This window comes from Streptomyces sp. NPDC048419 (assembly GCF_043200415.1).
In the GTDB taxonomy this organism is placed as follows: Bacteria; Actinomycetota; Actinomycetes; order Streptomycetales; family Streptomycetaceae; genus Streptomyces.
The window spans coordinates 119,267-133,353 of the sequence record NZ_JBICXT010000007.1; the positions used below are offsets into that span (position 1 = coordinate 119,267).

At 72.9% G+C, this 14,087-nt stretch carries 11 protein-coding genes; 8 read left to right on the top strand and 3 right to left on the bottom strand.

Annotated features, from left to right (window positions below; all coding sequences use genetic code 11):
- Positions 1–29: 29 nt before the first annotated feature.
- From ACGFYN_RS17435 to ACGFYN_RS17445, 3 genes are all read left to right on the top strand, one after another.
- Positions 30–3,041: a carbohydrate binding domain-containing protein gene (locus tag ACGFYN_RS17435; RefSeq protein ID WP_393866684.1), complete on the top strand. Its 3,012-nt coding sequence runs from the start codon at positions 30–32 to the stop codon at positions 3,039–3,041.
- A 46-nt stretch (positions 3,042–3,087) separates the two neighbouring features.
- Positions 3,088–4,440: a hypothetical protein gene (locus ACGFYN_RS17440; RefSeq protein ID WP_393866685.1), complete on the top strand. Its 1,353-nt coding sequence runs from the start codon at positions 3,088–3,090 to the stop codon at positions 4,438–4,440.
- 118 nt (positions 4,441–4,558) lie between these two features.
- Positions 4,559–5,152, top strand: a complete 594-nt coding sequence (locus ACGFYN_RS17445) for a hypothetical protein (protein WP_393866686.1) — start codon at positions 4,559–4,561, stop codon at positions 5,150–5,152.
- A 6-nt stretch (positions 5,153–5,158) separates the two neighbouring features.
- Here ACGFYN_RS17445 and ACGFYN_RS17450 read toward each other — a convergent pair whose 3' ends face one another.
- Both ACGFYN_RS17450 and ACGFYN_RS17455 read right to left on the bottom strand, forming a co-directional pair.
- Positions 5,159–5,818 carry a response regulator gene (locus ACGFYN_RS17450; RefSeq protein ID WP_393866687.1) on the bottom strand — a complete coding sequence of 220 codons (660 nt, stop codon included), beginning with the start codon at positions 5,816–5,818 and terminating at the stop codon, positions 5,159–5,161.
- Positions 5,815–6,894 (bottom strand): sensor histidine kinase, encoded by a 1,080-nt coding sequence (locus tag ACGFYN_RS17455; protein ID WP_393866843.1) that lies wholly within the window; start codon positions 6,892–6,894, stop codon positions 5,815–5,817. The genes ACGFYN_RS17450 and ACGFYN_RS17455 overlap by 4 nt, the downstream gene beginning before the upstream one ends.
- A gap of 211 nt (positions 6,895–7,105) precedes the next feature.
- Here ACGFYN_RS17455 and ACGFYN_RS17460 point away from each other — a divergent pair, with 211 nt between their 5' ends.
- The 4 genes from ACGFYN_RS17460 (at position 7,106) to ACGFYN_RS17475 (ending at position 10,966) form a co-directional block, all read left to right on the top strand.
- Positions 7,106–8,044 (top strand): ABC transporter ATP-binding protein, encoded by a 939-nt coding sequence (locus ACGFYN_RS17460; RefSeq protein ID WP_393866688.1) that lies wholly within the window; start codon positions 7,106–7,108, stop codon positions 8,042–8,044.
- Positions 8,041–9,558, top strand: a complete 1,518-nt coding sequence (locus tag ACGFYN_RS17465; RefSeq protein WP_393866689.1) for a hypothetical protein — start codon at positions 8,041–8,043, stop codon at positions 9,556–9,558. Before ACGFYN_RS17460 ends, ACGFYN_RS17465 begins: the two co-directional genes overlap by 4 nt.
- Positions 9,555–10,295, top strand: a complete 741-nt coding sequence (locus ACGFYN_RS17470) for an ABC transporter permease (protein WP_393866690.1) — start codon at positions 9,555–9,557, stop codon at positions 10,293–10,295. The genes ACGFYN_RS17465 and ACGFYN_RS17470 overlap by 4 nt, the downstream gene beginning before the upstream one ends.
- 101 nt (positions 10,296–10,396) lie before the next feature.
- On the top strand, positions 10,397–10,966 hold the full coding sequence (locus ACGFYN_RS17475) for a YdeI family protein (RefSeq protein ID WP_393866691.1): 570 nt from the start codon (positions 10,397–10,399) through the stop codon (positions 10,964–10,966).
- An 86-nt stretch (positions 10,967–11,052) separates the two neighbouring features.
- On the opposite strand, the gene ACGFYN_RS17480 is transcribed toward ACGFYN_RS17475, so the two are convergent.
- Entirely contained in the window at positions 11,053–11,607 is a 555-nt protein-coding gene (locus ACGFYN_RS17480; protein WP_393866692.1) for a YceI family protein, read from the bottom strand.
- Positions 11,608–11,783: 176 nt separating this feature from the next.
- Between ACGFYN_RS17480 and ACGFYN_RS17485 the strand changes: the two genes are divergently transcribed.
- Positions 11,784–14,087, top strand: a complete 2,304-nt coding sequence (locus ACGFYN_RS17485; RefSeq protein WP_393866693.1) for a polysaccharide lyase 8 family protein — start codon at positions 11,784–11,786, stop codon at positions 14,085–14,087.

Genomic DNA, 14,087 nt, shown 5'->3' on the forward strand with positions numbered 1-14,087 from the left:
GAGTGAACCAGAGAGTCGAGGGAAGGTCCATGCCAAGAACCGCCCTGCTCGTCTCCGCGGCCGTGGTCGCCGCACTGCTCTCGCCGACCGCGTCGCAGGCGGCCGACGATCCCGCCCCGGTCCCCCTGGACCGCTTCGAGGGCGAGGTCCCCTTCGCGTCCCAGCCCGCCGAGGGCATCTTCACCTGGGGCGGCGACTCCGACGACCCACCCGGCCTGGAGCTCACCGCCCGCCCGGACGCCCCCGACGGCGACAAGGTCCTCGCCGGCACCTACGACATCAGCGGCTACGGCGGATACACCCACGACTTCGCCGCGAACCAGCCCGGTCACGACTGGTCCGCCCACCGGGGCATCCGCTTCTGGTGGGACGGCCGGGACAACGGCAGGAAGATCGCCTTCGAGATCAAGGACGGCGGCGCCAACGGCGAGGCGTCCGAGCTGTGGACGACCTCGTTCACCGACGACTTCACCGGCTGGAAGCAGATCGAGATCCCCTTCACCGACTTCGCCTACCGCACCGACTACCAGCCCGTCGGCGGCATCGACCACGTCCTCGGGCTGACCTCGATGTGGGGGTACGCCGTCACCCTCCCCGTCGGCGTCAAGGGCCAATTCGCCATGGACGACGTCGAGTTGTACGGCAAGGCGGACCAGTCCCTGCGCGCCTCCGTCACCACCGACGCCGCGGTGCACCCGGTGAAGCAGGGCGCCACCGCAGCAGTCAAGGTCACTCTCGCCACCACCGGCTCCGCCCCGATCGACGAGCCCGTGACCGTCGCGTACGAGACCGGGGGCGGCACCGCCGAGGCGGGCAGGGACTACGTCCCCGTCTCCGGCACGCTCACCTTCCCGGCGGGCACCGCCTCCGGCACGACGCGGACCGTCGAGGTCCGCACCCTCAGGGACAAGGCGGCCGAGCCCGCCGAGACGATCCCGCTGAAGCTCACGGTCACCGGCGCCAAGCCGCCCGCCGAGACCCCGCAGGTCGTCGTCGACGCGCACGGACTGCCGTACCTGGACCCGAAGTTGCCGGTGAAGAAGCGCGTCGCCGACCTCCTGTCCCGAATGTCCCTTCAGGAGAAGGCCGGCCAGATGACGCAGGCCGAGCGCGGTGCCGTCGGCGAGGGCGGCGACGTCGCCACGTACGCCCTCGGCTCGCTGCTCTCCGGCGGCGGCTCGACACCCACGCCCAACACCCCCGCCGCCTGGGCGAAGATGATCGACGGTTTCCAGCTGCGGGCGCAGGCGACCCGGTTCCAGATCCCGCTGATCTACGGCGTGGACGCGGTGCACGGCCACAACAACCTGGTCGGCGCCACGATCATGCCGCACAACATCGGCATCGGCGCCACGCGCGACCCCGGGCTCGCCGAGCGGGCGGGCGCGGTGACCGCCTCCGAGGTCCGCGCCACCGGCGTCCCCTGGGACTTCGCCCCGTGCCTCTGCGTCTCCCGCGACGAACGCTGGGGCCGCTCCTACGAGTCCTTCGGTGAGGACCCGGCGCTGGTGAAGTCCATGGAGACGGTCATCCAGGGCCTCCAAGGGGCCGCGAACGGCAAGGACTTGAAGCGGAACGACAAGGTCCTCGCCACCGCCAAGCACTTCGTGGGCGACGGCGGCACCGAGTACGGCTCCTCCACGACCGGCACGTACACCATCGACCAGGGCGTCACCAAGGTCACCCGGCAGCAGCTGGAGGCCGTCCACCTGGCGCCCTACCAGACGGCCGTGGACCGGGGCGTCGGCACGGTCATGCCGTCGTACTCCTCGCTCGACATCCTCGGCGACGGCCAGGGCCCGGTGAAGATGCACGCCCGCGCCGACATGATCAACGGCGTGCTGAAGGGCCGGATGGGCTTCGGCGGGTTCGTCATCAGCGACTGGAACGCGATCGACCAGCTGCCGGGCGACTACCCGGCCCATGTGCGCACGGCCGTCGACGCGGGCGTCGACATGATGATGGTGCCGTACGGCTACAAGGACTTCAGCGCGACGCTGGTCGACGAGGTCGAGGCCGGCCGCGTCGGCGAGAAGCGGATCGACGACGCCGTGTCCCGCATCCTCACGCAGAAGTTCCGGCTCGGGCTCTTCGAGAAGCCGTACGCCGACACGGGCAACGCGCGGCAGATCGGCTCCGCGGCGCACCGGGCCGTCGCCCGCCGGGCGGCCGCCGAGTCGCAGGTGCTGCTGAAGAACGCGGGCGGCGTGCTGCCCCTGAAGAAGAGCCAGAAGGTCTACGTCGCCGGGTCCGACGCGGACGACATCGGCAATCAGAGCGGCGGCTGGACCGTCACCTGGCAGGGCTCGTCCGGGAACATCGTCCCCGGCACGACGATCCTGCAGGGGATGAGGAACGCGGGCGGCGACGTCACCTGGTCCAAGGACGCGTCGGCGCCGACCGGCGGCTACGACGTGGGCGTGGTCGTCGTCGGCGAGACCCCGTACGCCGAGGGCGTCGGCGACGTCGGCAACGGCCACGACCTCCAGCTGTCCGCCGCGGACAAGGCGGCCGTCGACAAGGTGTGCGCGGCCATGAAGTGCGCGGTGCTGATCGTCTCCGGGCGGCCGCAGCTCATCGGTGACCGGCTCGGCGGCATCGACGCGCTGGTGGCCTCCTGGCTGCCGGGCACCGAGGGCGACGGCGTGGCCGACGTCCTGTACGGCAAGCGGCCCTTCACCGGCCAACTCCCGGTCACCTGGCCGAAGTCGGAGGCCCAGCTGCCGATCAACGTCGGCGACTCGGCGTACGACCCGCAGTTCCCGTACGGCTGGGGCCTGACGACCCTGACCAAGGTGCCGGGCGGCGGCGCGATCACGCTGAAGGCGCTCGCCGTGGCCGCCGCGGTCGCCGAGCGGGCCGGGGCCGACGAGGCCGGCCGCGCGCTCGTCACCAGGGCGCGGCTGATCGTCCAGGAGAAGGTGGGCGAGGGCATGACGGCGGCGGTCGCGAAGCCCTTCGCCGACGCGGACCACCTCTCGCTCACCGGAAGGTACGGGGCCGCCGTACTGCGTCTGGAGGATGCCTACCGGGCCGGCTGAGCTGCATGAGCAACAGGGTTTGGGAGGCTTCGGGTAGCTTCGACACATGAAGGCCGTTCTGCGGATCCGAAGCCTCCTGGCCCTGCTGCCGGTGCTGGCGCTGGTCTTCCTGACCGTCGCCCTGAGCGCACCGCGGGCGCAGGCCGACACCGGTGTCTCGACGATCGCCGAGGCCCTGCGCAAGAGTCCCGTCTACGTCGATCCGGCCGCTTCCGCCCAGCTCTCCAGCGGCGACGCGGACGCCCTGGCCAAGAAGATCGAGGACCACGGCAAACCCCTGTTCGTCGTGGTCCTGCCGGCCGGTTACCCGACAGCGAACCTCTTCCCGAACCTGCGTACCGCGACCGGTGTCACGGGCCTGTACGCGATCCGCCTCGGCGACCGTTTCGACGCCAAGGCCGACTCCTCCGTCCTGCCGCGCACGGCCGTGCGGAACCTGGTCACCAGCGTGCGCGGCGAGCAGGACGCGAAGACCCAGCTCACCGACTTCACGGACCGGGCCCTCGCGAACATGGGCGGCTCGGCCCCCGCGACCTGGGGCTCGTCCTCGCCCGGCGGCGGGGTGTCGTCCACCTCGCTGATCGCCGTGGGCGCGGTCCTGGCGGTCGGCGGCGCCGGCGCGTACACCCTCGTACGACGCAACCGGCGCAGGCACGAAAAGGAGCAGCGGGCGGCCCTGGAGCGGCTCCGCGTCGTCGTCGACGAGGACATCACCGCCTTCGGCGAGGAGCTGGACCGCCTCGACTTCCACCCCGCCGAGGCGGGCGCCGACGACGCCGTGCGCGCGGACTACGAACGCGCCCTGGACGCCTACGAGCAGGCGAAGTCGGCCATGGCGGACGCGCGCAGACCCGAGGACGTGCGTGCCGTGACCCAGGCCCTGGAGGACGGCCGCTTCTCGCTCGCCCAGCTCGCCGCCCGCCGCGAGGGACGCCCGCTGCCCGAGCGCCGGCCGCCCTGCTTCTTCGACCCGCGTCACGGGCCGTCCGTCGCCGACGCCACCTGGACGCCCGCGGGCGGCGCCCCGCGCGAGGTCCCCGTCTGCGCGGCCGACGCCACGCGCCTGGCCGACGGCCGCGACCCCGCCGTCCGCGAGGTGGACACCGAGGACGGCCGCCGCCCCTACTGGGACGCGGGCCCGGCCTACGGCCCCTGGGCGGGCGGCTACTTCGGCGGCGGCCTGCTCCCCGGCCTCCTGGTCGGCACCGTCCTGGGAGGCATGATGGCCACGCCCTCCTACGCGGCCGACTACGGCGCCGGATACGGCGACTTCGGCGGCGGCTACGACGGCGGCGACGTCTCCGGCGGGGACTTCGACCCCGGCGACTTCGGCGGCGGCTTCGGCGACGGCGGGGGAGGGGATCTCGGGGGCGGCGGGGACTTCGGCGGCGGCTTCTGAACGGACCGCCCGCCGGGACGCTGCCGCCGGTGCCGTACAGACGTACGGCCAACTGATGGCGTGAAAAGGGTCGATCGACCCATATCACTCGACTTGCCCCGGCTCCTACGCTCCCGACATGGCGAGTCCACCTGAGGGGGACGGCCGGAGCACCGTGGAGGTCCTCGGAGACGCACGGCCCCTGATCCGAGAGCGCTGGCAGGCGCTGTCACGCCGTGCGCGCGTCTCCATCGCCGCCACGATGTGCGTGCTCGTGCTCTTCGGGGTCCTCTCTTACGTCGCCGGAAACCGCCACCCGCCTCCGCCGCCCGACCCGGGCGACGCCACCACCGCCCGGATCACGGACGTGGAGATGCCGCACCGCACCAGCCCGGACTTCGACATCACCTTCCGCATCGCCGCCACGTCCCGCGTCACCTACGTGGGCCTGACCGAGGGCTACGGCAACGTCTTCGTCCACGAACGCCCCGGCCCCACCGTGCTCCGCCCCGGCCACGCGCGCATCCTCCACGCCCGGGTCGACGTCTACTGCGCGGCCCCGCACATCCGCCGGGACACCCCCCTCCTGTACGAGAGCCCGGACCCCCACCCCGACATGCCGCTCCTCTTCGCGATCGTCAGCAACGCCAAAGGCAAGGGCGTGACCCCGATAGTCCCGACGGCCACCCAGTCCGACAGCATCAGCCGCGCCGTGCGGGAGGTGTGCGCCTGACGCGCGTCAGCCGGTTCGGGGTATCACCAATCCCGTCTCGTACGCCATCACGACCGCCTGCGTGCGGTCGCGCAGGCCCAGCTTGGAGAGGATGCGGCTGACGTGGGTCTTGACGGTCTGCTCGCCCAGGTGCAGGCGGGCGGCGAGTTCCGGGTTGGAGAGGCCCTCGGCGAGCAGGCGCAGGACGTCCGTCTCGCGGGGGGTGAGGACGTCGAGCGTGGACCGGGCGGGGGCCTTCGGGCGCAGCCGGGCGAACTCGGCGATCAGGCGGCGGGTGATGCCGGGTGCGAGCAGGGCCTCGCCGGCGGCGACCACCCGGACCGCGTCGAAGAGCCGTTCCGCGGTCACGTCCTTGAGCAGGAACCCGCTGGCCCCGGCGGTCAGGGCGTCGTAGACGTGCTCGTCGAGGTCGAAGGTGGTGAGCACCAGGACGCGCGGCGCGTCCGGGCCCCCGTGCAGCCGCGCGGTCGCCTGGATGCCGTCCATGACCGGCATGCGCACGTCCATGAGGACGACGTCGGGCGCCTGCTCCCGGCAGACGCGCACCGCCTCGGCGCCGTCGCGGGCCGTGCCGACGACGGTGAAGTCGGCCTGGGTGGCGAGGAGCCCCGCGTATCCGGCGCGGACCACCTCGTGGTCGTCGGCCACCACGATGCGGATGCTCATGCCAGGGCCTCCGCACGCACCGGCAGCCGCGCCTCGACCAGGAACCCGCCGCCGGGCGCGGGCCCGGTGCGCAGCGTGCCGCCCACGGTCGCCACCCGCTCACGCATGCCGAGGAGACCGTGACCGGGGGAGCCGGCGGCCGCGGGACCGGGCCCGTTGTCGCGGACGCGGACGGCCAGGTCGGCGTCGCCGTAGCGCAGTTCCACGTCCACGGCCGCCCCCGGCGCATGCCGCCGCGCGTTCGTCAGCGCCTCCTGCACGATCCGGTACGCGGTGACCTCGATCCCCGGGTCGAGCGTCGCGACCGGCCCGCTGACGATCAGCCGCGTCGTCGAACCTGCCGCGTCCCTCGCCTCGTCGAGCAGCTCCATCAGCTGGCCGAGCCCCGGCTGGGGCCTGCGCCGGGTGCCCGTGCCGTCCGTGCCCTGCGCGTCCTCCCGCAGCACGCCCAGCAGCCGGCGCATCTCCGTCAGGGCGGTGCGCGCGGTGTCCCCGATGGCCAGGAAGCGCGCGGCGCCCTCGGGCGGCAGGCCGGACGTGGTCAGCCGCGCGGTCTCCGCCTGCACGGCGATCATCGAGATGTGGTGCGCCACCACGTCGTGCAACTCCCGTGCGATACGCGCCCGTTCGCCCCTGGCCGCATGCTCCAGCAGGGTGTCCGCGAACGCCTGCTCCGTCGCGCTGTGCGCCAGCGCGGTGCTGCGCGCATGGTGCGCGACCCCGGTCGCCGCGGCGGCGGACGCGAGCGTGGCCAGCAGCACGGCGACGACCCGGGTGCCGTCCTCGGTGGCGAACAGCGCGACGATCACGTACGGCACCACGAGCAGCCCGCCGAGCAGCGGCCGGCCCCCACGGGTGAGCACGTAGACGCAGGTCAGCTGGGCGACGACACCTCCGGACGTGAGGGCGCGGAACGGGACGAGCGCGAGCACGCACGCGGCACTGAGCGCGAGGGCGGTGCCGGCCCGGCCGATCCCGTCGCTGCGCAGCACGAAGACGAGCGGAAGCGTCGTGGCGAGGGTGAGCAGCAGCACGGCGGCGAGGTCGCCGTGCGGGCCCACGCCCCGCACCAGCATCTCCCCGGCGGCCAGCACGGTGAGTGCGCAGCCGACGGTCACCGCCGGGACGCTCTGCCCGGCCCTGAGCCACCTCCGCGCGGCGGCCGGGACCGATCTCTGCTCACCCACCCCGTCATTGTGCCCACCCCCTCCCCGCCCGGCGTCCCCCGCGGGAGGGACCTCCCCGGCGTGACGACACCCCGCACGGCCGCCCCTAGCCTCGCTCCTCATGAGTGACGCAACGATCGAAGTCCTGGGCCTGCGCAAGCGGTTCGGCCGGACCCTCGCGGTCGACGGCCTCTCCTTCAGGGTCGAACCCGGCACGGTCACGGGCTTCGTGGGACCCAACGGCGCCGGCAAGTCCACCACCATGCGGGCCCTGCTCGGCCTGGACGCCCCCGACGAGGGCGCCGCCCTCATCGGCGGCCGCCCCTACCACGCCCTGCGCACCCCACTCCTGGAGGTCGGCGCCCTGCTCGACGCCGCCGCCCTGCACCCGGCCCGCCGCGGCCGGGACCACCTGCGCTGGCTGGCGCACTCCCACGGACTGCCCCTCGCCCGCGTGGACGAGGTGCTGGAGCAGGTCGGCATGGAGACGGCGGCCCGTCGCAGGGCCGGCGGCTACTCCCTCGGCATGCGCCAGCGCCTCGGCATCGCGGCCGCCCTCCTCGGCGACCCGCCCGTGCTGCTCCTCGACGAGCCCGTCAACGGCCTCGACCCCGAGGGCATCCAGTGGGTGCGGGGCCTGCTGCGCGGCCTGGCCGCCGAGGGCCGCGCCATCCTCGTCTCCAGCCATCTGATGAGCGAACTGGAGGACACCGCCGACCACTTGGTGGTCATCGGCCGGGGCCGCCTCATCGCCGACACGGCCGTCTCCGACCTGCTGGCCGCCGCCTCCGGCGACCGGGTCCGCCTGCGCACCGACGCCCGTACCGAGGCGATGGAGCTCCTCGCCCGCTCGGGCGCCACCGTCGCCGTCACCGACCGCGACACCCTCACCGTCACCGGCCTGCCCGCCCGCCGGATCGTGGAGCTGCTGAACGGGGCCGACGTCCCCTTCGCCGAAGTGGGCGCCCACCGGGCGACCCTGGAGGAGGCGTACATGGAACTCACCCGGGACGCGGCCGAGTTCACGGCCTCCACCGGTACCGACGAGGTGACCTCATGACGACGACCCTCACCCCGTACCGCTCCCGTCTCCACCCGGCGAAGGCGGGCTTCGGGCGGCTGCTGCAGGCGGAGTGGACCAAGTTCCGCACGGTGCGTGTCTGGCTGATCGTGCTGGCCGTGGCGTCCGTCGTCATCGTCGTGTTCTCCCAGCTCGCCGCGAGCGGCTCCAGCACCGGCGGCGACCACGAGGCGATCTTCGGACCGGACGGCACGGTGGTCGAGGACAGCTTCCGCTTCGCCCACCGCCCGCTGACCGGCGACGGCAGCGTCACCGTCCGCGTCGCGGCGCTCAGAAGCGCCGACGGCAAGGCGATCGAGCCCTGGGCGAAGGCCGGCGTGATCGTCAAGTCGAGCCTGAAGGAAGGCGCTTCGTACGCGGCGGTGCTGACCACTCCCGCCCACGGCGTCCGTATGCAGTGGGACTTCACGCACGACAGGGCGGGTTCGGGCAGCGCCTCGCGCTGGCTCCGCCTGACGCGGAAGGGCGACCACCTCACCGGCTACGACTCGGCCGACGGCCGCACCTGGTCGAAGATCGGGGACGTACGGCTGCCGGGCCTGCCCCGGACCGTCCAGGCGGGCGCGTTCGCGAGCACCCCCGCCCACCAGGTCGTGCACCGCGCCTTCGGCGGCACGAGCGAGACGTACGGCGGCGGCGAGGTCACCGCGACGTACGACCACCTCACCCTCGACGGCACCTCGGCCGCCGGCCGCTGGGCGAGCACGGACGTGGGCGGCCCGAGGCCGAACGGCCCGGCACCAGCGAACGACCGGCCCGGCACCACCGGCGTCACCGCGGCCGGCACCTACACCCTCACCGGGCACGGGGACATCGCCCCCGACGAGAACCGTCCCGACATGGTCCAGATGAGCTTCCAGGGGGTCTTCGTGGGCATCCTGTTCATGGTCGCCCTGGGCGCGCTCTTCGTGACGGCCGAATACAAGCGCGGCATGATCCGCACGACGTTCACGGCGACACCGGCCCGGCTGAAGGTGCTGGCCGCGAAGGTGACGGTGATCGTCGGCGTCACCTTCACCACGGGTCTCCTGGCCACCGCCGTGGGCTTCACCCTGGCCCAGAAGGCGCTGCGCTCGAACGGCTTCCGGCCACCCGAGTTCCCGGACCTCTCCGTCCTGGACGACCCGGCCCTGCGGGCGGTGGTGGGCAGCGCGATCCTGCTGTCCCTGGTGGCGGTCCTGGCCCTGGGCGTGGGAGCGGCGCTCCGCAGCACCGCGGGTGCCATCGCGACCGTCGTGGTGCTGGTCATCCTCCCGCAGATCCTGTCCTTCGCCTTCCCGCTCCCCGCCGCGCAGTGGCTGCTGCGCGTGACACCGGCGGCGGCGTTCGCGGTCCAGCAGGGGGTGACGTACTACCCCCAGGTCGAGCACAACTGCCTGCCGGAGAGCGGCTGTTACCCCCTGTCCCCGTGGCCGGGACTCGCCGTTCTCGCGGCCTACGCCGCTGCCGCCCTGCTGCTCGCGGCCTGGCGCTTGCGCCGGAGGGACGCATGAGGTGGCTGCACGCGGAGTGGACCAAGCTCCGTACCCTGCCGAGCACCTGGTGGCTGCTGGCGACGACTGTGGTCCTGACCGTGGCGGTGGGCGCGGCTGCGGCCTCCTCCCTGACGACCGAGGTCTGCCCGACCCCCGAGGCCTGCCACGAGGACACGGTGAAGCTGAGCCTGTCGGGGGTGTGGCTGGGCCAGGCGACCTGCCTGGTTCTCGGCGCCCTGTCGATGGGCGCGGAGTACGGCACGGGCACCGTCCGCACGACGCTCACGGCGATGCCGGTGCGCTGGCGGGTGCTGACCGCGAAGGCGGCGGCACTCTCCCTGGTCACGGCCGCGACGGCGGCGGTGGCGATCCCGCTCTCACTGTGGACGGCGAGCCTGATCCTCCCGCTGCACGGCCCCACCCTCCGCGCGACGGCCGGCTCGATCCTCATCCTCACCCTCGTGGCCCTGCTGGGCCTGGCCCTGGCGACCCTCTTCAGGGACACCGCGGCCGGCATCACCTCCGGCCTGGCCCTGCTCTACGTCGTCCCGCTCATGGCCGACATCCTCGCCTCCCCCGGCTGGCAGCACCGCCTCCAGCGCTGGACCCCCATGCCCGCGGCCCTCTCCGTCCAGGCGACCATCGACCTCGACCGCCTGCCGATCGCCCCCTGGCCGGGACTGGGAGTACTCGCGGCCTACGCGGCGGGGCTGCTGACGGCCGGGGGAGTGGCGTTCAGGCTGCGCGACGCGTGACGGAGCCTTCGGCAGCGGGCCCGGAACCAGGAACGGAACCTGCGGCAGCCGGCCGGGGAAGTAGGATAGGAATGGGCCCATCTCCCGCCTACGGTCTCCCCATGTCCCTCCCCGACACCGCGGCGGCCCGGCCCTTCGCCTCGGCCGCGGACCTGGACTCCTGGCTCGCCGCCCACCCCGCACCGCACCCCGGCCTCTGGGTGAAGGTGGCCAAGAAGGGCTCGGGCCTGGCCTCCGTCGACTGGGCCGAGGTCAACGACGTCGCCCTGTGCCACGGCTGGATCACCGGTCAGCGTAAGGCACTTGACGCCACGCACTACCTCCAGAAGATCACTCCGCGCCGGCCGGGCAGCCTCTGGTCGATGGTCAACGTGCGCCGCGTGGCCGAGCTGACCACCGCCGGCCGTATGCGTCCCGCGGGCCTCGCGGTGGTGGCCGCCGCCCGGGCGGACGGGCGCTGGGCGGCGGCGTACGCCTCGCAGAGGGAGGCCGGTGTCCCCGCGGACCTGGCGGCGGCCCTGGAGCAGAACCCGCGGGCGGCGGCCGTTTTCGGCGCGCTGGGCCGCACCGACCGCTACCAGGTGATCTTCGGCCTCCTCACGGCCCGCACCGCGCAGGGCCGCGCGGCCCGTCTGGTGGCCGCCCTCGCCCGGCTCGGCCGGACCCGGTGATCCCGGAACGTCCGAGCGCCCGCCCCCTGGAAGAGGGGAGCGGGCGCTCGCGGACGCAGGAGCTGTGAAGGCTCAGCCCTGCCGCATCAGGCGTTCTTGATCGCCGAGATGTCGAAGTTCAGCTTGATCTTGTCGGAGACCAGCACGCCGCCCGTCTCCAGCGCGGCGTTCCAGGTCAGGCCCCACTCGGAGCGCAGGATCTCCGCCTTGCCCTCGAAGCCGACGCGCTCGTTGCCGAAGGGGTCCTTCGCGGCGCCGTTGAACTCGAGGTCGATGGTGACCGGCCTGGTGGTGCCGAGGATCTCCAGGTCGCCGGTGATCCGGTAGTCGTCGCCGCCGAGGGACTCCGCCTTGGTGGAGCGGAAGGTCATGGTCGGGAACTCGTCGGTCTTGAAGAAGTCGGCGCTCTTCAGATGCCCGTCGCGGTCGGCGGACCCGGTGTCGATGCTCTCCATCTTGACGTCGATGGAGGCCGTGGACGCCGACGGGGTGCTGCCGTCCAGGTGCAGCGAGCCGCTGAAGTCGAGGAACTTGCCCTTGACGTTGGTGACCATGGCGTGGCGGACGGTGAAGCCGATCGTCGAGTGGGCGGCGTCGATCGTGTAGTCGCCGGTCAGCGCGGTCAGCTCGGGGGTCGCCATGACGTACTCCTTCGGTTGATGTTGAACGTTGAACTAATCAACGAGAACGACCGTAGACCTATTCCCTTCAAGTTTCAACATCATCCGCAGAGTGTCCGGGGGAGTTCGCAGAGTGTTGGCGAAAGGCTCCCGTGGTGGTAGATGCCCAGTGCATGAACCCCCATCGCAGAGGCTCCATGACGCCCACCCGCAGAGCCGTGTTACTCGCGGCCGCCCTCGTCGCCGCGGCCGCTCCCGCCGCACGCGCCGCCACCCCGGATCGCTACGACATTCTCCGCCGTCGCTGGCTCGACATCGCTCTCGGCAGCGGATACGACGCCACGGCGGAGCCCTATGCCTCCCGCCTCGCGCAGACCGGCGAACTCGCCCGCGCCGTCCGGGCGACCATGGCCCCCACCCCAGACTCCCTCTGGCCCGGCTACCCATACGACCCGCCCGCCGGCATCACCCAGAGCTACAGCCGCCTGTGGACGATGACCCAGGCCTACGTCCAGCAGGGCACCGGCTCGACCGGCGACCCGGCACTCCTCGCGGACGTCCTGCGCGGCCTCGACCATCTCTCCGCCACGGTCTACAACCCCTCAACCTCCCGCTACGGCAACTGGTGGGAGTGGCAGATCGGCAGCCCCCGCCTGCTGATGGACATCGTCGCCGCCCTCCGCGAGCACCTCACGGACACGCAGGTGGACGCGGCCTGCGCCGCCGTGGACCACTTCGTCCCCGACTCCATGCTCACCGACTACTCCGGCACCTCCACCGGCGCCAACCGCGTCGACCTGTGCCGCTCGGTCGCCCTGCGCGGCATCCTGGGGCGGGCGGACGCCAAGATCGCCCTCGCCCGGGACGCCCTGTCGCCGGTCTTCCCGTACGTCACCCAGGGGGACGGGCTCTACGCGGACGGCTCGTTCGTGCAGCACACGTGGGTCGCGTACTCGGGGACCTACGGGCAGGTCATGCTCGACGGCCTCGGGCGCCTCTTCACGCTCCTCGCGGGCTCGGCCTGGGAGGTGACCGACCCGAACCGGCAGATCGTCCTCGACAGCGTCGAGCACGCCTACGCGCCGCTGATCCACGACGGGTTGGTGATGGACTGCGTCAACGGCCGTGCCATAAGCCGGGGTTACCTCAAGAGCGACGACCTGCACGTCATGCGCAGCGACCACTTCCACGGCCAGGGCATCATCGCCGCGATCGCGCTCCTGGCCGGCGGGGCCACCGACGCCGAACGCGAGCGCTGGCAGTCGCACGTCAAGGGCTGGATCGAACGGGACACGGTGACACCGATCCTCACGGCCCCTCAGTTCGGCGTCGCCGACCTGGCCCGGCTGCACGCGGCCGCCGCCGCGCCGGTCCCGGCCGCCCCCGAACCCCTCGGCCACCGCCTCTTCCCGGCGATGGACCGCGCCGTGCACCGCGGGCCGGACTTCACCGCGAGCATCGCGATGTGCAGCGACCGCATCACGTACTACGAGTGCGGCAACGGCGAGAACCCGCGCGGCTGGCACACCGGCGCCGGGATGCTCTCCTGGTGGCCGGCCGGCCGCAGCGACGAGTACACGGACTGGTTCTGGCCCACCGTCGACTGGTACCGGCTGCCCGGCACCACCGTCTCCACCAGGCGCCTGGCCGACAACGCCGGCGGCGAGTGGGGTGCGCCCAAGCCGGACGTGCGCTGGGTCGGCGGCACGACGGACGGCGCGTACGCGGCCGTGGGGCAGCATCTGAAGGGCCTCGGCTCGACGCTCCAGGCCCGCAAGTCGTGGTTCTGCGTCGCGGACGCGGTGGTCTGCCTGGGCGCGGGTATCACCGCCACCGACGGCGTCCCGGTCGAGACCGTGGTCGACAACCGCAACCTGGGGGAGGGCGGGACCCAGGAGTTCGTACGCGGTCCCGGCTGGGCCCACCTGGAGGGGCACGGCGGCTGGCTGGTCCCCGGCGGCGGCCTGCACACCCTGCGCGAGGACCGCACGGGCGCGTGGTCCGACATCAACACCACCAGTACGCCGGAGCGGGCCACCCGCCGCTGGCAGACCCTCTGGCTCGACCACGGCACGGACCCGGTGGACGCCACCTACGTCTACGTCCTCATGCCCGGCGCTTCCCGGCGGGCCGTCGCCGTCCGCGCCGCCGACCGCCACTGGCTGTCGCTGCTCGCCAACGACGCCGCCCGCCAGGCCGTCCACATCCCCTCCCTCGGCCTCACGGCCGCCAACTTCTGGCAGGGCGGCACGGCGGGCCCGCTGACCGCCTCCGCGGCGGCGAGCGTGCTGCTCGGCCACCGGGGCCGTACCGCTACCCTCTGCGTGAGCGAGCCACCCCGAACGGGCGAACCGCTGGAGATCACCTGGGACCATCCGGTCCGGGCCGTGGTGCGGGCCGACGAGACGGTGGAAGTCCTGTCCACCGGGCGCCGGCTGCGGCTCCGGATTACCCCAGGCGTGTCATGTGCCACCCACCGATGTGAGCTGACTCTCGGCTGA